At 70.2% G+C, this 17767-nt stretch carries 15 protein-coding genes; 8 read left to right on the top strand and 7 right to left on the bottom strand.

What is annotated here, in order from left to right:
* Positions 1 to 7: 7 nt before the first annotated feature.
* Together ACRYCC_RS15580 and ACRYCC_RS15585 are read right to left on the bottom strand one after the other, a co-directional pair.
* Complete coding sequence (locus ACRYCC_RS15580; RefSeq protein WP_433812627.1) at positions 8 to 1684, bottom strand: CocE/NonD family hydrolase; 1677 nt, start codon at positions 1682 to 1684, stop codon at positions 8 to 10.
* Positions 1681 to 2313 carry a TetR/AcrR family transcriptional regulator gene (locus tag ACRYCC_RS15585; RefSeq protein ID WP_433812629.1) on the bottom strand — a complete coding sequence of 211 codons (633 nt, stop codon included), beginning with the start codon at positions 2311 to 2313 and terminating at the stop codon, positions 1681 to 1683. The genes ACRYCC_RS15580 and ACRYCC_RS15585 overlap by 4 nt, the downstream gene beginning before the upstream one ends.
* A gap of 252 nt (positions 2314 to 2565) precedes the next feature.
* Here ACRYCC_RS15585 and ACRYCC_RS15590 point away from each other — a divergent pair, with 252 nt between their 5' ends.
* Together ACRYCC_RS15590 and ACRYCC_RS15595 are read left to right on the top strand one after the other, a co-directional pair.
* The gene (locus ACRYCC_RS15590) at positions 2566 to 3369 is read left to right on the top strand and encodes an SAM-dependent methyltransferase (protein WP_433812631.1); all 804 of its coding nucleotides are present in this window, start codon (positions 2566 to 2568) and stop codon (positions 3367 to 3369) included.
* A 176-nt stretch (positions 3370 to 3545) separates the two neighbouring features.
* Positions 3546 to 5288: a pyruvate dehydrogenase gene (locus ACRYCC_RS15595; RefSeq protein ID WP_433812633.1), complete on the top strand. Its 1743-nt coding sequence runs from the start codon at positions 3546 to 3548 to the stop codon at positions 5286 to 5288.
* A gap of 45 nt (positions 5289 to 5333) precedes the next feature.
* On the opposite strand, the gene ACRYCC_RS15600 is transcribed toward ACRYCC_RS15595, so the two are convergent.
* From ACRYCC_RS15600 to ACRYCC_RS15615, 4 genes are all read right to left on the bottom strand, one after another.
* Positions 5334 to 5963 (bottom strand): cysteine hydrolase family protein, encoded by a 630-nt coding sequence (locus ACRYCC_RS15600; protein WP_433812635.1) that lies wholly within the window; start codon positions 5961 to 5963, stop codon positions 5334 to 5336.
* A gap of 201 nt (positions 5964 to 6164) precedes the next feature.
* Complete coding sequence (locus ACRYCC_RS15605; RefSeq protein WP_433812636.1) at positions 6165 to 7010, bottom strand: thioesterase family protein; 846 nt, start codon at positions 7008 to 7010, stop codon at positions 6165 to 6167.
* Between the two features lie 56 nt (positions 7011 to 7066).
* Entirely contained in the window at positions 7067 to 8275 is a 1209-nt protein-coding gene (locus ACRYCC_RS15610; RefSeq protein ID WP_433812638.1) for a MalY/PatB family protein, read from the bottom strand.
* Positions 8276 to 8352: 77 nt separating this feature from the next.
* Entirely contained in the window at positions 8353 to 9198 is an 846-nt protein-coding gene (locus tag ACRYCC_RS15615) for a maleylpyruvate isomerase family mycothiol-dependent enzyme (RefSeq protein WP_433812640.1), read from the bottom strand.
* 726 nt (positions 9199 to 9924) lie between these two features.
* On the opposite strand from ACRYCC_RS15615, the gene ACRYCC_RS15620 reads away from it, so the two are divergent.
* From ACRYCC_RS15620 to ACRYCC_RS15645, 6 genes are read left to right on the top strand one after another with little or no spacing between them, the layout of a single operon-like run.
* Positions 9925 to 11679 (top strand): fatty acyl-AMP ligase, encoded by a 1755-nt coding sequence (locus ACRYCC_RS15620; RefSeq protein WP_433812641.1) that lies wholly within the window; start codon positions 9925 to 9927, stop codon positions 11677 to 11679.
* Positions 11679 to 12596: an acyl-CoA desaturase gene (locus ACRYCC_RS15625; RefSeq protein ID WP_433812643.1), complete on the top strand. Its 918-nt coding sequence runs from the start codon at positions 11679 to 11681 to the stop codon at positions 12594 to 12596. Before ACRYCC_RS15620 ends, ACRYCC_RS15625 begins: the two co-directional genes overlap by 1 nt.
* Before the next feature lie 18 nt (positions 12597 to 12614).
* The gene (locus ACRYCC_RS15630; RefSeq protein ID WP_433812645.1) at positions 12615 to 13592 is read left to right on the top strand and encodes an acyl-CoA desaturase; all 978 of its coding nucleotides are present in this window, start codon (positions 12615 to 12617) and stop codon (positions 13590 to 13592) included.
* A gap of 39 nt (positions 13593 to 13631) precedes the next feature.
* Complete coding sequence (locus ACRYCC_RS15635; RefSeq protein WP_433812647.1) at positions 13632 to 13928, top strand: acyl carrier protein; 297 nt, start codon at positions 13632 to 13634, stop codon at positions 13926 to 13928.
* Positions 13929 to 13944: 16 nt separating this feature from the next.
* On the top strand, positions 13945 to 15075 hold the full coding sequence (locus tag ACRYCC_RS15640) for a fatty acid desaturase (RefSeq protein ID WP_433812649.1): 1131 nt from the start codon (positions 13945 to 13947) through the stop codon (positions 15073 to 15075).
* Positions 15072 to 16019 carry an alpha/beta fold hydrolase gene (locus tag ACRYCC_RS15645; protein ID WP_433812650.1) on the top strand — a complete coding sequence of 316 codons (948 nt, stop codon included), beginning with the start codon at positions 15072 to 15074 and terminating at the stop codon, positions 16017 to 16019. Before ACRYCC_RS15640 ends, ACRYCC_RS15645 begins: the two co-directional genes overlap by 4 nt.
* Here ACRYCC_RS15645 and ACRYCC_RS15650 read toward each other — a convergent pair.
* Positions 15941 to 17170 (bottom strand): metal-dependent hydrolase family protein, encoded by a 1230-nt coding sequence (locus ACRYCC_RS15650; RefSeq protein WP_433812652.1) that lies wholly within the window; start codon positions 17168 to 17170, stop codon positions 15941 to 15943. The genes ACRYCC_RS15645 and ACRYCC_RS15650 overlap by 79 nt on opposite strands.
* Positions 17171 to 17767 lie beyond the last annotated feature (597 nt).

Here is a 17767-nt window from a genome sequence, read left to right on the forward strand (position 1 = left end):
GCACGCGTCATGGCCGGCTCGGCCGCGGGGCGAGAGCGGAAGCGGCTCCCGCGGCCTGAGCACCGATTCTGGCCGGCAGGATCACCGCAGAGGGGTGCGCCGGGTCGTGGTAGACCGCCTGATCGGCGGCCCGGAGGGTGGTGGCGGTGGCGAGCGGTTCGCCGGTGCCGGGGTTGCGGGCGTAGCGCGGGAAGGCTCCGCTGGAGACCTGGACCCTGATGCGGTGGCCGCGCTTGAAACGGTGCGCGGTCGGCCAGAGCCGGACCGCGGCACGAGAGATCTCGGCGGCGTCGGACAGGCTGGTCAGTCCGTCGCAGACGTTGTACGAGCGGCCGCGCGGGTCGACGTCGCAGAGCCGGACGAAGACGTCTGCGTGGGGCAGGCCGGAACGGAACCAGATCTCCGCGCTGACCTCGCCGATGACCTCGACGTCCTGGTCGAGCGCTGCCGTGGTGTAGGTGAGCACGTCCGCGCGGGCTTCCAGGGCCGTGTTGTCGACCCGGCCGCTGTCGGCGCGGCCGCCGACGCTGACCACCATGCGCACACCCCCGACCGCGGGCGTCGGGTCCGCCGGGTCATAGCGGTACCGGTCCGGGGCCGATTCGGGGGGCGGCTCGCCGGCCAGCGCGCCGTCGGGCAGCAGGTGGAACCGCTGTGCGGGGTAGCCGCTCGGCGGCCAGGCATCGAAGTCACGCCAGGTTTCCTCGCCCATCACGAACAGCCGCACGGGTGAGCGGCGGGGCGGCTGCTCGCCGCGGGCGTGGGGGAGTCCGAACTCGACGGCCTCGCGTACCGCCGTGCCGTCCACGGACAGGTGCGTCCAGGGCCCGATCGTCAGCCGGGCCGGGCGCCCCGCCTCCTGCAGGATCTGGAAGTCGCGTATCTGGCCGGGCAGGAAGATGTCGTACCAGCCGCCTATGGAGCTGACCGGCACGGTCACCTCCGCCACTCGGTGCCGGTGGTCGATGCCGGCCCAGCGCGGGTCCTCGGCGTCGCACGCGAGGATGTCCTGGATGTAGTCCGAGCGGTGGCCGATGGCGGCGACATCGGCCCGGTCGAGCGGAAGGGTGAACAGCGCGCGGCGTGTCCTCCTCGCTTGGAGAAGCTGCCGGAGCATCGCCCAGCGGCGTTCCTGGCCGGCGATCATCACGCCCCATCCGAACGGCGTCTCCAGCGAGACGCCGTCGCGGCGGAGGAACTCCAGGGTCAGCGCTGATTCGGCCGACTGCGGGATCATCGCCTTGACCTCCGGCGGCAGGCGGTCGGCCACCGCCCACTGCACGTATCCCAGGTAGCTCAAGCCGACCAGCACGATCGAGCCGCCGAACCACGGCTGCTCCACCACCCACTCCAGCGTCGCCAGGCCGTCCGCACGCTCCTGTCGCATCGGGTCGAAGGCCCCGCCTGAGCCGAACCCGCCGCGGGTGCTCTGGATCAGCACCTGGAATCCGCGTTCGGCCAGCGGCCTGACCATGCCCCAGGCCAGCGGCCCCCGCCTGCCGTACGGGCAGCGGATCAGCGCGGTCGGCAACGCCTCGCCTCCGGTCCGCGGTGCCCACCTGTCCGCGAGCAGTTCGACCCCGTCGGGCATCGGCACCCGGAGATCCCGCTGGGCGACGAGGTCCCGGGTCGACGGCGGGGAGAGCTTCAGCCGGCGTTGGAGGAGATGGCTGCTCAGGCTCACCGGCCTTGCTCCTTGTCGTGCGCGATCGGGGTGGGCCGGCGCCGCTCGGCGGTGAGGACGGACACCATGCGCATGAGCCGGTCGGTGAACTCCTCGGGGTCGAGCGGGTCCTCCCCCTCCACGACCCAGGTGTTGACGAATGCGGCCCAGCCGCCGGTCAGGAACGTGGCGAGGTCCTCGACCGTGTGCGGGTCGAGCGGCTCGCCGGACAGCTGATGGACGACCTGCCGGTTCAACGGGATGAGCAGCCCGGTCAGCGCCTTGTTCAGGGCGAATGCGCATGAGCTGGTCAGTATCGCCCGGTAGAACGCCCGGTGATCCGCGAAATGCCGAGCCATGGCCAGCGCCCGGGCGCGTCCGGTCGACGCGTCCGGGGCGTGCCCCACGCGGGGCAGCAGTTCGCGTCGGGCCAGGTTGAGCGCGGCCTCCAGCAGCAGCGTGTCGCGATCACCGAACTGCTGATACACCACCTGCCGGCTCACGTCCGCGGCCTCGGCGATGTCGGAGATCGCGACAGCCGCCGTGCCGCGCTCGGTCACCAGAGCGACCGCGGCCCCCATGAGAGCGGACCGCGAACGGCGCACCCGGCGATCCTGGGCGGGAGCGGCTGTCACCGACTCGAACTGCACAGCCAAAATAATGGACAGGTGTCAAAAAATTGGCAAGTGTCAATTCGCCGAGCCGGGCCCGGGCCCGATCGGCGCCATCGGCTCTGCCCGAGCGGGCTTGGCGGCCGCCACCGCGCCCGCGGATTCATTCGCGATCGCCGGATCACCGTGACCGGTCTTACTAGGCTGGTGCGAGTGGCGCGGGATCACGAGCTGGTGATCACGCGTTGCGGTCGAAACCCCCCGGACGTCCATAGACGAGTAGGCCCTCCCGTGACAGACGATTTCTCCGCCCCCCGCCCCCGGATCGACGGGACGGTGCCGCACTCGGCCCGGATCTTCAATTACTGGCTGGGCGGCAAGGACAACTACGCTGCCGACCAGGCGGCCGGGGACAAGTTCCGTGAGGTCTTCCCGGAGATAGTCGACCTGGCGCGCAGCGGCCGGCAGTTCCTGGTGCGCACGGTCCGCTACCTGGCCGGTGAGGCGGGGATCCGCCAGTTCCTGGACATCGGCACGGGCCTGCCGACCTTCAACAACACCCACGAGGTCGCCCAGCTGACCGCGCCGGAGTCGCGGATCGTGTACGTCGACAATGATCCTCTGGTGCTGGTTCACGCGCAGGCCCTGCTCGTCGGCACCCCCGAGGGGGCCACCGACTATATCGAGGCCGACCTGCACGAGCCCGAAAAGATCTTGGAGGGTGCCGCGCGAACCTTGGACCTCACGCAGCCCGTCGCGATCGTCCTGATGGGGATCTTGGCCCACATCGGTGACTACGACCAGGCGCGGTCGATCGTGCGGCATTTGCTGGATGCCGTGCCGCCGGGCAGCTACCTGGTGGTCAGAGACGGCGCCGACACCGACCCGGCCTATGCGGAGGCCATACGCCGCTACAACGAGAGCGGCGCGGTTCCCTACCACCTGCGCAGCCCCGAGCAGATCGCCGGGTACCTCGACGGCCTGGAGCTGGTGGAACCCGGCGTGGTGTCGTGCCCGCTCTGGCGGCCGGACACCACCGACCTGGGCAACCCGATCGAGTTGGCGGTGATCGGCGCGGTGGGACGCAAGCCCTAGACGCCCTCAGGACGATCGACGTCGGCTGACAGCCGGGGTCACTCACCGCGTCCAGGCCGTCACGCCTGATGCCACCCTGATGCGGGTATATGTCCGAAGGCGCCGCCGGCGGGGGAGGGCCACAGCACCACGCTGAACATCCGAGCGGCACACCATGGACAGAAGGGCCTCGAGCGATGGCCAGACAGACCGTGGCAGAGCAGTTCGTCGATATTCTCGCGCGGGCCGGGGTCGAGCGGCTGTACGGGGTCGTGGGGGACAGCCTGAATCCCGTCAGCGACGCCGTTCGCCGCAACCCCGCGATCGAGTGGGTTCAGGTGCGCCATGAGGAGGTCGCGGCCTTCGCGGCGGGGGCGGAGGCGCAGCTGTCGGGGCGTCTCGCGGCGTGCGCGGGCAGTTGCGGCCCAGGCCATCTGCATTTGATCAACGGGCTGTTCGACGCTCATCGGAGCATGGCGCCGGTGCTGGCCCTGGCCGCGCACATCCCCAGCGCCGAGATCGGCACCGCCTACTTCCAGGAGACCCATCCGGATCGGCTGTTCGCCGAGTGCAGCCACTACTCGGAACTGATCTCGGATCCGGCGCAGATGCCGCGGGTGTTGCAGACCGCGATCCAGCACGCGATCGGGCGCTCCGGTGTGGCCGTGGTGAGCATGTCGGGTGACACCGCCGGAGCGGACGCGCCGCGGCGTGCCGCCGAGCCGGCGATGGTCACCCGGCGGCCCGCCGTACGGCCCGGGGAGGCCGAGATCGACGCGCTGGCCCGCATGGTCGACGAGGCCGGCAGGGTCACGCTGTTCTGCGGAAGCGGTACCGCCGGTGCCCACGAAGAGGTCATGGCCTTCGCCGAACATGTCAAAGCGCCGGTCGGGCATGCGCTGCGCGGCAAGGAATGGATCCAGTACGACAACCCGTTCGACGTCGGCATGTCGGGGCTGCTCGGATACGGCGCCGCGTACGACGCGATGCATGAGGCCGACCTGCTCATCCTGCTGGGCACCGACTTCCCCTACTCCGCGTTCCTGCCCGGCGACGTACGCACCGTCCAGATCGACGTGCGGGCCGAGCACCTGGGCCGCCGGACGAAGCTCGACCTGGCCGTCTGGGGCGATGTCCGTGAGACGCTGCGCGCACTCATGCCGCGGGTACGGCAGAAGACCGACCGCCGGTTCCTGGACCGGATGCTGAAGACGCACGCCGAGGCACTGGAGGGGGTCGTCGCGGCGTACACGCGCGACGTCGAACGTCACCGGCCGATCCACCCGGAGTACGTCGCCTCGATCCTCGACGAGGAGGCCGCCGCGGACGCGATCTTCACCGTGGACACCGGCACGTGCAACATCTGGGCGGCCCGCTACCTGACCCCGAACGGCCGGCGCCGGGTGATCGGGTCGTTCACCCACGGCTCGATGGCCAACGCCATGCCGCAGGCCATCGGGGCGCAGCTGCTCGACCGCACCCGGCAGGTGGTCTCGATGTCCGGTGACGGCGGCTTCTCCATGCTGATGGGCGACTTCCTCACCCTGATGCAGTACGACCTGCCGGTGAAGGTGCTGGTCTTCAACAACTCCGCGCTCGGACTGGTGGAGCTGGAGATGCTGGTGGCGGGCGTGCCGCCGTACGCCACGTCCTATCCGCGCACCGACTACGCGGCGATCGCCCGCGCGGCCGGAGCCCACGGCGTCCGGGTCGAGGACCCCCGGGACGTACGAGACGCGCTGCGCGAGACGCTGGACCACGATGGGCCGGCACTCGCGGACATCGTCACCGACCCCAACGCGCTGTCCATCCCGCCCCACATCACCCGCCAGCAGCTGGCCGGCTTCGCCGTGTCCACCAGCAAGATCGTTCTCAGTGGCGGCGTCGGCCGCATGATCCAGCTCGCCCGCGCCAACCTGCGCAACATCCCGCGCCCATGAGTTCCCGCTGTCCCGCCGGGATCGGGTGCGTCACCGGCTCGCGGATCACGGCCGGGCCGCCTGGAGCGCGGTGACGAGCTCCCTCGTGGTGAAGATGGCATGGGCGTAGGTGGGACCGTTCAGCTCGTGGGCGGCGTGCATCATCTCGGGCCGGAAGGCGGCGGTGGCATCGCGCACCAGCGTGACGTGGTAACCGAGCTCCATGGCGAAACGGCCGGTGGACTCGATACAGGTGTTCGCCAGCAGCCCGATGGCGATCACGTGGGTGATGCCGTGCTGCTTGAGCTGGACGTCGAGGTCGGTGTTGGCGAACCCGCTCTGCGCCCAGTGCTCGTGGACGACCACCTCCCCCGGCTGCGGCTGGAAGTCGGGGTGGAACTCCCCGCCCCAGGTGCCCCGGGCGAAGCTGTGCCGCACCATGAGGTTGCGCTGCGTGGGGTTGGGGTGGGCCCACGTCTCGTAGTCGCCCGGCTCCCAGCGGCGGTGCGGGACGAACACCACCCGCACCCCGGACCGCCGGGCGGAGCCGACGACGGCGCGCAGGTTGTCCAGCAGGCCGACCTGCTCGGCGACGTGCTCCACGAGCGGCCAGACCTTGCCGCCACTGGAGAGGAAGTCGTTGTAGGGATCGACCAGCAGCACCGCCGTGCGGCGGGGGTCGTAGGTCTCGGCCATGATCTCTCCTCCGTCATCGGGAAGACCGTTCATCGCCCGGGGGCAGGCTCACCTTTGACCTGCTGGAATACCCGGCGGTCGCCGTCCGGATCGCCGGCCGAGGCAAAGGAGCGGTAGATATGACGATCCTGGCGCCCGGAGTCGGTCAGCCGTGACCGTCGTGCCGCACCATCGGGTGAACGGCCCGAATGCGGGGGAGCGTCAGAGGAACAGCACCTTGGCCAGCTGCGTGGCGTGGGCGACCAGCCGTCCGTCTCCGTCCCAGACGTCGCACGTCTGGTCGACGCACTGCGTGTCGACGAGCCGGGCACGGTTGGCGACCCGTACCGGGCCGGGGGCGGGGATGGCGCGGACGTACGCGGTCAGCTCGATCGTGGACGCCAGGCAGCTGAGTTCGGTGTCGAAGGTGGCGGGCGGGAACGCATCGACCGCGTACAGCAGCGATATCGGGTCGAAGCTCTCCCCGCCGGGAAGCTCGAGCCAGCCGCGCAGCCGTCCCAGGCCACTCGGGTTGCGGCTCGACAGGCCGTTCTTCAACTCCGGCTCGAGACGCAGATCGACCTGATCCATGATCGGAGCCTGGAATCCGTCCGGTGTGACCGCTTCCAGGCGGAGGCACTCGTCGAAGGGAACGGGCGGAACCTCCGGTGCGCCGACGTCCCACCGGGGCGGCGGCGCGGACGGGTCCAGGTCGCTGGTGCTCATCAGTGCCTCGACACATGGGCGGCCGCCCTGGCTCATCCGCACGCGGACCTGGCTGATCGAGCGGCCGCGTCGCAGCAGTTCGCCTTCGATCTCGACCGGTCCGGGGTCGGGTGAGCGCAGGTAGTGCGCGCTGGCCGCGATCACGTGGCCGGAGTCGGTCATCGCCGAGGCGGCACGTCCCAGGAGCGCCAGAAGGTATCCGCCGTTGGGCCGCCCCACGATCGTCCACTGATCGCTGGCCTCGGCCTCGAAGGTCCCGGCTGAGCGGGCGCGGACGGAGGTGACTTGCGAGAACAGCTCAAGGACCGAAGCCGATCCCACGCCGGATGCCTGATCTGTCATAGACGCACCACGCCCAAGCGATTCATGAGCACCGAGTTCCTGACCGGCGCACGTTATCAGGTGCGGTGGTGATCGGCGGCGAGGGCCCCCATGCGCCGCACCGCTTCGGTCAGGATGGCGGTGGACGTGGCGAAGTTCAGGCGCACGTACCCGGCGCCGCCGGTGCCGAACGCGGAGCCCGAGCCGAGCGCGACGCCGGCGCGGGCGAGGAAGGCCCCTGCCGGCCCCCTGGCGGTGACGTTCCCCGGTGCCGCACGGCCGGCCGCCGGATCGTCCAGTTCCAGGGCGGTGCAGTCCAGCCAGGCCAGGTAGGTGGCCTCGGGCGGAGCCCAGGAGACGGCCGGTAGATGTTCGTCGAGGAGCCGCCCGAGCAGGCGGCGGTTGGCATCCAGCCCGGCGAGAGCGGCGTCGAGCCAGGAACCGCCGTGCCGGAGCGCGGCCGTGTGCGCGAGCACCCCGAGGTGGCTGGGGCCGTGGCCCACCTCCTCGGGCATCCGCGCGAGCTCCTGGGCGGCACCGGCGCCGGCGATGGCGACGGCGGCCTTCAGCCCGGGAAGGTTCCAGGCCTTGGACGCCGACATCAGAGAGAAACCGGAGGATGCTCCCGCCAGGCTCAGATACGGGGTGAAACGCGCTCCGGGCAGGACCAGCGGGGCGTGGATCTCGTCGGCCACCACCCGCACGCCGAAGCGGCCCGCCAGGTCGGCCACGCGCTCGAGTTCGTCGCGGGTGTGCACGGTTCCGGTGGGGTTGTGCGGACTGCACAGCAGGAACGCGGCCGGGCCGCCGCGTGCGGCGTCCTGGAACGCGTGCTCCAACGCGGCGAAGTCGATGCGTGAGCCGGCCGAGAGCGGGGCTTCGACGACGCGGCGGTCCATGTGCTCGACGAAGGAGTAGAACGGCGGGTACACGGGGCAGTTGACCACCACGGCGCCGCCGGGCCCGGTGACCAGCCGCAGCACCTCCACGATGCCCAGCATCACGTCCGGGACCAGTGCGGTGCGCGCGGGATCGAGCCCGGTCCATGCCCAGCGTTCGGCCGCGAAGTCGCTGAGCGCCCGGGCATAGTCCCTGCCGACCGGGTAGCCGGTGTCACCGCGCGCGACGGCGTCGGTGATCGCCCGGGCGACCGGCTCGGCCAGCGGCACGTCCATCTCGGCGACCCACAGCGGAAGCACGTCCTCGGGGTAGGCCCGCCACTTCAGGCTGGAGCGGCTTCGCAGCGCCCGCAGGGACAGTTGTTCGAAGGGGTTCGCTTCGGGCATCGGTTTCGGCTCCTGCGGGCTGTGTGCGCGGAACAGGAAGGGGCGGGGGCGTGCTGATGGCCGATCCGCTCGCGGGCTCAGGCCTGGCCCGGCCTGACGGGGGTGTTGAAGAAGTCACCCAGGCGTGTCATGGCGGCCCGCGTACCGGTCGGCAGCCCGCCGAGCACGGCGGCGGCCGGCGCGCGGCCGGCGAGGGCGTCCGCGACCTGGGCCGCGGGCGGTCCTGTGGTGGTCACCCGGGTGACGGTGAGGGTGACGGCGCCTCCGCGGCCGTCCAGGTCGAAGCTGCCGCCGCCGTCGCCGCCGAGCGTCAGCCGCTGGCTCACCGGGTCGCCGAGCATCGACGCCACCGCGGCCGCGAGGAACAGCCCGTACGCGGTCGCGTAGCCGGTCGCGTCGCCGCCGGTGGGGTGCTCGGCGCCCCGGGCGAGCAGCACGTCGCGCTCGTGGATCCAGGAGTCCCAGAAGATGTGGAGCGTCAGGACCGTCCAGTCCATCGGCCCGTACGGCAGTCCGACGTCGAACCTGTGGCCGCGGGCGAGCCGGTCGCGGGCCAGGGCGAGCAGTTCCTCCGTGCCCGCCACGAGGCGGCGGAGGGTGTCGGGGGGCGACTCACCGGCCGAGGCGGTCAGCCACCCGCGGGTGGTGACTCTCGGGTCGAAGCCGGCGGTCATGTCGAACATGCGGTCACCGATGCCGGCGGCGATCGCCGGGGTGACGTCGCACAGGTGGCGGACGACGTCGTGCGCGGACCATTCGGCGCACCGGGTCGGGGCGGCCCAGTCGTCGGGACCGAACTGCCGCAGGACCGCGACGAACCGCCGCCGCTGCTCGCCGAACACCTCGAGCAGGCGTCCGGGAGCGAAGTCGCACGCGCCGGTGGTCCGCAGGAGCAGCGTGCCGGGCGGGACCTTGCGTGTCATCGACCCTCCTTGGTCCGGTTCGTGGGCGGTCCGCTGCTGAGGCACGCCGGCTGTGGGCACACGTGGGGCGAGGGCGAACAGGGCGGTCACGATCCCTCCCGGCGTTCGGCGGCCGGCCCCTACCGGGCTTCCGGAGCGGGCCGCGCCCTCGGCCGGGTGCACCGCGTGACCACCGACAACGAATTCGTGAGCGATCTCGTCAGAAAGATCCTCGCACTGACAAGCCGGGTGCCGCCAGGCCTGTGAGCATTCCTTCACCCGACGAACACCCGACGAATCTGTCGCCGAATGCCCGGGCCGACCGCCACGGTCGGCTGTTTCCAGACGGCCGGCGTGCTGGTCACCGGCATTGCGCCGCACGCCCGCCGGATTCGAAGTCACTCGTCGCCGGCGACCATTCAAGATCGCGGGAGGAATCATCATCGGTGCAGGTGAGAGGAAGGGCGCCGGCCGGCGGTTTCCCATCCCGGAGGTGTTCCGCCAGTTCAGCCACTCCTTCATCGACTCCGCCCCAGGTGACCGGTCCTTGGGGCAGGTACCTGCCATCACCCGCGCGCCGCCATGGCTCAGTGTTGCTACCTGTGGCGGCCGGAACACATACGAAACATACGAAGGGCATAATTGGGCCTGCACACCGTTTGACAGGAAATCCGGGCATGTGCCACGCTAAGTCGAAGGCAGTTGGATTCGTCCGTGTATTTTCCGGTGTCTCGCGGGGGACGGTTAATGCGGTACGACAATTCACTACCCGAGATTCTGCAGCGTAGATCCGAGGGTCAGGGCGAGGCGCTCGCCTTCCGTTTTCTGGCCGACGGGACCGGCGACCAGGCGATCGACTGGACGTACCGCAGCCTGGCCGGCCACGCGGCCACCGTGGCCGCGAGCCTGGAGGGAACCGCTGGTCGGCGGGTCGTGCTGGCAGTGGATCCCGGGTTGCACTATGTGGCGGCACTGTTCGGCGCCCTGGTCGCGGGCGCCACCGTGGTGCCGTCGTTTCCCCCCGCCGGGCGGCGGGCCACCGCCCGGTTTCTCGCAATCCTCGCCGACTGCTCACCCGCCGTGATCATAGGTTCTGGCTGGCTCGCGGCGGAAATGGAGAACCTGGCCGGCCAGTTGCCTCCAGACGTCCGCCGGGCACGGTGGCTGTTCATCGACGACGGTTTCTTTCAACGGCCGGGCGGCCCCCCCGACCTGCCCGTACAGGCGCTGAACCCGGCACTGCTTCAATACACCTCCGGGTCCACCGGAGATCCCAAGGGGATAATCCTGACCCATGACAATATTATGAGTAATTGCCTGGCATTGCAGCGGCACATGGGAGTCGTTTCCGGCCGGGTGGGATGTTCCTGGCTCCCGCCGTACCACGACATGGGCCTTATGGGGACCATCATGCTGGCGCTGCACGGGGGATGGCCATTGGTCATGCTGTCGCCGATCCATTTCGTCCAGCAGCCTTATCGCTGGCTCAAGGCGATCACGGATTACGGTGTCACGATTTCCGTCGCACCGAACTTCGCGCTGGACATGTGCGTCGACACAATCACCGACGAGGAAATGCAGGCCCTGGACCTGAGCACGCTGCGCCAGCTCTACTGCGGCGCCGAGCCGGTGCTCAAGACCACGCTGGACCGGTTCCGGGACCGCTTCGCCTCCCGCGGGTACCGGGAGTCCTCGCTCATCCCCTGCTACGGGATGGCGGAGGCGACCCTGTTCGTGTCCGGGAAGCCCGATGGGACCCTGCGGCGGAGCGTGTGGCTGGACAAGCCCGCCCTGGAGCAGGGGTCCGCGCGGGCGGCGGCACCCGGCACCGCCCAGGCCACCGAGCTGGTGAGCTGCGGAGCCGTCGCGCACGACCACGAGGTGATCATCGTCGATCCGCGGACCCTCCGGCCGGTGGGGCCGGGGGCCGTGGGGGAGATCTGGGTGAGCGGCCCCAGCGTCGCGGAGGGGTGCTTCGGCAGGCCCCGGTCGGCCGGGACCTTCTCGGCCCGGCCGCACGGTGCCGATCACGGCCGCACCTATCTGCGGACCGGCGACCTGGGCTTCCTGCTCGATGCGGAGTTGTTCGTCACCGGCCGCCTCAAGGACGTCGTCATCATCGCCGGGCGCAACCTGTTCCCCCAGGACATCGAGGTCTCCGCGCTGACCGCGCACGCGGACCTGCGCAGGGCGGCCGCGTTCTCCGTCCGGCCGGACGGCGGAGAGGAGCAGCTCGTGATCGTCGCCGAGTTCCGCCGTGCGGGCTCGCGCACCGAGGCCGACCTGGCCGAGGCGCGCGAGGCCGTGGTCGCGGCGGTGACGGCCGAGCACGGCGTCGGTCCTGCCGCCGTCCATCTCGGGCCGCCCGGCACCATTCCGACCACCACCAGCGGGAAGGTGCGCCGCGGGGCGGCCAGGCAGGCCTACGGCCAGGGCAGTCTCAAGAAGCTGACCGTGGCTGCCGCAGCGGACCCGCTGGCCACATCGGGCGGGAGAACCTGATGACCACCCCGACGATGACCGGGCTCCCCGGCTCCCCGGCCGTCACCGCCGACACGGACGGGCTGGCCCGTCGTCTGGCGTACGTCACCGTCTGCGTTCCCGCGGCCGGCTTCGCCGCCGCCGTGGCGTACTCATGCCGGTACGGCTTCACGGTGACCGACGGCGTGCTGCTCGGTGCGATGTACCTGGTGACCGCGCTCGGTGTCGAGGGCGGCCTGCACCGCTTCTTCTCGCACCGCGCTCTAGCGGCGGGAACCACGGTGACCGCCCTGTGGGGCGTGGCGGGCAGCATGGCCGCACAGGGCCCGATCGTCTTCTGGGTGGCGACCCACCGCATCCACCACGCGTTCACCGACACCGACCGCGATCCGCACTCGCCGCGCCCGATCGGCGACGGCCGCCTGGCCCGGCTGCGCGGTCTGTGGCACGGTCACGCCGGCTGGCTGTTCACCGTACGCCGCGAGAACTGGAGCAAGCACGTCCCCGACCTGCTGGCCCACCGCACCGTCATGAAGGTGAACCAGTTCTACTTCGCCTGGGTGCTGCTCGGCCTCGCCCTGCCGACCGCGCTCGGCGGCCTGCTCACGTGGAGCATCAGCGGTGCCGTCGGCGGGCTGCTGTGGGGCGGGCTGGCGCGGATCTTCCTGCTCGACCAGGTGACCTGGGGCGTCAACTCGATCGGTCACACCCTGGGCGGCAGGCCTTACCGCACCCGGGACAACAGCCGCAACGTGGCGGCACTGGCCCCCTTCTCGGTCGGCGGATCGTGGCACAACAACCACCACGCCAGGCCGTCGCTCGCCACCAACCGCCACGGTTTCTGGCAGCTCGACATCACCGGCGCGTTCATCCGGGTCCTCGACCTGCTCGGACTCGTCTTCGACGTTCGCTATCGCAAACCTCACGACTCGAAGTAACCGAGGGAGGCATTCCCCGTGTCAACCGCAACGGTACGGGCGCCCGCCGCGGCGGCAATGGTCAAACTGGACCCGGCCAGCGCCCGCATCAAATGGGTCACCGCGTTCACCATGATGGCGCTGCCGGGTGCCGGCACGGCCGCCGCGGCGTGGCTCCTGTGGAGCGGCCACTACAGCGCCGTGGACCTGTGGCTCTTCGCCGGCATGTACTTCGTCCACATGGGCGGCATCACCATCGGCTTCCACCGCTATCTCACCCACAAGTCCTTCAAGACCTCCGCGTTCTTCGAAGGGGTCCTCCTGATCGCCGGTTCGATGGGCGGCCAGGGACCGATCATGTACTGGGTCACCACGCACCGGCGTCACCACCGGTTCAGCGACCGGGAGGGCGATCCGCACTCGCCCAACCTGAAGGGGAGCAGCCTGAGCGCCAGGCTGCGCGGCCTGTGGTACGCGCATATGCCGTGGATGCTCAGTGACGAGAGTTCGAGCTGGCGTTTCTGGGCGCCGGACGTGCTGCGCAGCCGCCGGCAGTTCTTCTATCACCGGACCTACCAGTGGTGGGTGCTGACCGGCCTCGCGCTGCCCGCGGTCATCGGCCTCGCGGTGCAGCAGACCCCCACGGCGGCGCTGACCGGTTTCCTGTTCGGCGGCCTGGCCCGGATGTTCCTGGCCAACCAGGCGGCCTGGTGCGTGGGCTCGGTCAGCCACATGATCGGCGGCCGGCCGTTCCAGAACGGCGACCGCAGCGCCAACAACTGGCCGGTGGCCATCCTCACCTTCGGTGAGGGCCTGCAGAACAACCATCACGCCTTCCCCGGCTCCTACCGGCACGCCGTCCGGGCCTGGGAGCCCGATCTCAGCGGCTGGATCCTGACCGTCCTCGGGCGGGCGCGAGTGGTCTGGAGCCTGCGGCAGCCGAGCGCGCACGCCATCGCCGCCCGGCGCGGCGGGCAGCCGCGAGCGGCATCAGCGGCATCAGCGACAGAGGCCTGACCAGGCGCGAAAGCCGACCAGACTGGAGAGTGACCGCATATGTTCCGGCGCAACAAGAAGGTTCAGCAACTCGATGGCCCGCTGACCGCCGAGTCGCTCCGCCAGTGGCTGATCGAGCATCTGGCCGCCCGGATCGGCGCCGACCCGGGCGACATCGACACCGGCAAGTCCTTCGAGGCCTACGGCCTGGACTCACGGGTCGCGGTGCAGGTCTCCGGCGCCCTGGAGAAGATCGTTGAGCGGCGGCTGTCGCCCGGGCTGCTGTACGAGCACGAGACCATCGACGACCTGAGCTCCCACCTCGTCCGGGAACTGAGTCTTCCCGATCGGGCCTAGCGCGGAAGGACACGGGATGGCGGCCTTCGGTTTTCCCACGGCGCCCGGCGAGCAGTTCGAAGAGTTCCTGCGCCGGTCCGATCAGATCAAGGACGAACGGCTGGCCGCGGCGATCCCGCGTGAGTACTTCGTCCCCCGGGTCTGGCGCGGGCTGCTGGGCTTCGCGATGAGCGCCGCACTCTATCTCGGCGCGATCATCGCCATGGCGTTCTCCCCGTACTGGCTGCTGGACGTGCCGCTGCTTTTCCTCGCGGGCCTGGGGGGCTGGGGCCTGCACTGCATCGGGCACGACTGCGGGCACGGTTCGTTCTCCCGGTCGCGCACGTTGAACAACCTCATCGGGCAGGTGTCGCTGCTCCCGCTCATCTACCCGTTCCATGCCTGGCGGCATGTGCACAACCTGCACCACACGTACACCAACAACCTGGACCTGGACACCGACTGGAAGCCGATGCCGGCGGCCTTCTACGACCGGATGCCCCTGTGGAAGAGGCTGCTCTACCGCGGGATCAGGACCTGGGCCTTCTGGGGCGGCACGATCAACTACTGGCGGGTGTCGGGATTCCGGCCCTCCTTCTTCCCGAAGAAGGAGATGCGGCGCGACGTACGACGCTCGATCTGGGTCGTGGTGGCCTTCTGCGCGCTGTACTTCCCGCCGCTCGTCTACTTCACCGGGATCCGGGGCCTGCTGCTGTACTTCGTGGGGCCCTGGCTCGTCACGCACGCCTGGTTCAGCGTGACCACGCTGATGCACCACAGCGCCTCCGACGTGCCGTACCTGACGTCGGAGCACTGGACCAAGAACGCGGGCCGCCTGCTGCTGACCACCGACTACCGCTACCCCCGCTGGCTGCTGTTCCTGACGCACAACATCTCGGTGCACACCGCGCACCACGTTGCCCCGCCGGTGGCGTTCTACAACCTGCTCAAGGCCCAGGAGGCGCTCAAGAAGGCCTACCCGGGCATGATCCGCGAGCGCGAGATCAACCTGAGGTACCTGTGGTGCATCATCCGGCGGCTGCACTTCTACGACACCGAGTCGGGCTACTACGCCGACTTCGCCCGGCAGCCGGTCGCCCCGGGGACGGAGGGCGCCGCGACGGGCAAGGGCGAACGCCGGCTCGAGAGGCTCCGGGCAGCCCCATGACCGTGCCCCGGCTGCCGTTGCCGGTCTGGCGGCTCTACCATGCGGCTCTCGGACGGATGGCTCCCGGGCTCGCCGGGCGGATCGCCACCAGCACGTTCAGTTCCACCCGTGCCCTCGGCACACATCCCGATGACGTACTGCCGCTGGGTGCCCGCCGGTTCGCGGTCCCCGGCGACCCGCACATCCGCGGCGGCTACCTGTGGGGGGAGGACGGGCCGACGGCCCTGCTCGTCCACGGCTGGGGGACCGACAGCAGCCGCATGCACAGCCTGGTCGCGCCGCTGCGGGCGCTGGGCTACCGGGTCGCCGCGTTCGACGCGCCCGGGCACGGGGTGTCCGAAGGGACACAGGCCACGATGACCCAGTTCACGCACGCGACCGAGGCGGTCCTCGACGCCCTCGGCGACGTGCGGATGATCGTGGCGCATTCGCTCGGCTCGATCGCCGCGATCGGCGCGGTCGCGCGGCGCCCGGAGGCGCCCGTCGCCTGCCTGGTTCTGATCGCCCCCACCTGCACACTGACCGGTGTGCTGGAGCGATGGTCGCGCTCCGAACTGCGGCTGCGGCGGCAGATCGTGGAGCGGATCTACCGGGAGCTGCGCAGGCGCAACGGTGTGCCGGTCTCCCACTGGGACGTCGGCGGGCTCGGCGGGAACCTCGACCGCCCGGTCCTGGTCATCCACGACCCGCGCGACGACGTGGTGCCCTACAGCGAGGCGGAGGCCGTCGTCGCCGGACTGCGGGACGCGCGCCTGGAGGACGCGCCAGGCCACGGGCATCTCGGGATCCTGATGGCCCCGGCGGTCAAGGACCTGATCGCCGCCTTCGCCGCCGGGCACGCGAGCAGCGGCCCGTGCCCCGGAGATCAACGGGGTGTGCCGGCCGGGGACGCGAGCGGAGTGCCGGGCGCGCTGACGTCGAAACGGCCGCTGTCCGGTACGTAGTCCCGGCCCCGGGAGATGACCCGGCACAGCCGGCCGAGCACCGAGATGTCCGTCTCCGGATCGCCTTCCACGACGATGAGGTCCGCGTCGTAGCCGGGCGCGAGCCGGCCGGTGACGGCACCGAGACCGAGCGCGGCCGCGGCCTCGGTGGTGGCCATCGCGAGCACCTCGGCGGGCCGGAAACCCAGGGTGACGAGGTACTCCAGGCCGCCGACGTACTGGTGGTGCGGGGTGTTGAGGATCCCCGCGTCCGTGCCCGCGATGATCCGCACGCCCATCTCGTGCATGGTCTTGAGGTGCGCACCGCTGACGATCCCGGTCAGCTCGGCGAAGTGCGCCGCGTTCACGTTGATGGTCGGGCAGACGAACGTGCCCTGCTCCGCCATCCTGGCGGTCAGAGATTCGCTGAAGCGCTGCTCATTGGTCTCGGTGCCGAACGAACAGTGCTCGATCGTGGTGACGCCGGCCTCGACGGCCCGGTGGATGCCCTCGACGCTGTGGGCGTGCGCGGCGACGGGCTTGCCGACCTTTCCCGCCTCCTCGACGATCACGGCCAGCTGCGCGGTGGTGAAATGCACGTGCCAGGGCGCGGATCCGGGCGTCATGAACCCGCCGGTCGCCATGACCTTGATCAGGTCGGCGCCGTGCTTGTGGTGGTCACGGACCATCCGGCGGAGGTCGTCGGCACTGTCGGCTTCGCCGCCCATGAACCAGCAGTGCCCCCCGGTGACGGTGATCGGGGACGCGGCCACGACCAGCCGAGGGCCGCGGGCCAGGCCGGCGGTGATGGCATCGCGCACGGTCACGGCCAGGTAGCCCCGCCCGCCGAGGTCCCGGGCGGTGGTGACGCCCACCCCGAGCAGTTCCCGCGCCCGGTGCAACATCAGTACCAGTTGCTGCTCGTCGGTCTCGGACCGCATGCGCGCGACCGGTTTCGGGCCGCCGTCGAGCCCGAGGTGGACGTGGGCGTCGATCAGACCCGGCATGATCGTCGAACCCGGGTGGTCGGTCCGCGGCAGGCCGAGGTACTCGGCGGGCAGTGCCCGGGCGGAACCGGTCCAGCGCACGACGGCGTCATCGATCACGACCGCGCCATCGGTCACCGTCTCGTCGCCGGTGATCACCCGTGGCGCGGTGAGTACTTCCGACATGCCATCACCTCACCCCTGGCCAGCGTGAATAGGACGCGACCGGCGGCGTTCGCGACGGTAACTCACGCTATTCATGTGCCGGGAGTGACGTCAAGGCCCATTTCTTGAGCTCTTTCAGTGCAACTTACCGCTGTGTGAGTGAGTGAATTCGCTCGGTGTCGCGATGTGCTGCTCATTCCGTGGAGTGATGGTGATCTCCATCACTCCACGGCCTTGTTCATTGAAATCGATGTGCTTCGCCTTGTAGGGGCTGTTCGGCGACTCCCGGCAGATTGAGAGGGGCCGGCCCGGGCCGAGTGATGGGGCCAGGTCAAGCCTTGCCGACCCGCTCCCGCGCAGACTTCTGCCACATTCGGAATGCAAGATGCACTTTGGGATGAGCCGAGGATTCACGGCCGCCAACTCGACCAACGCCATGACCTCCCGATATGGAAACGATCAGTAGCGTGCGCCCATGACCTCTTTGTTCAAGGCATCGATCGGCGTGGCAAGGTAAGTCTTCCCCTCTCGCGTCCTGGTCTCCGACCGGCTCGCCATGCGGTCATCCGGCGGTGAAGTCCCGGCGCATCGGAGCGGGAACGGCGCCGCCCGCCGTCT

It is taken from the genome of Actinomadura scrupuli (assembly GCF_050971785.1).
GTDB lineage: Bacteria > Actinomycetota > Actinomycetes > Streptosporangiales > Streptosporangiaceae > Actinomadura_E > Actinomadura_E scrupuli.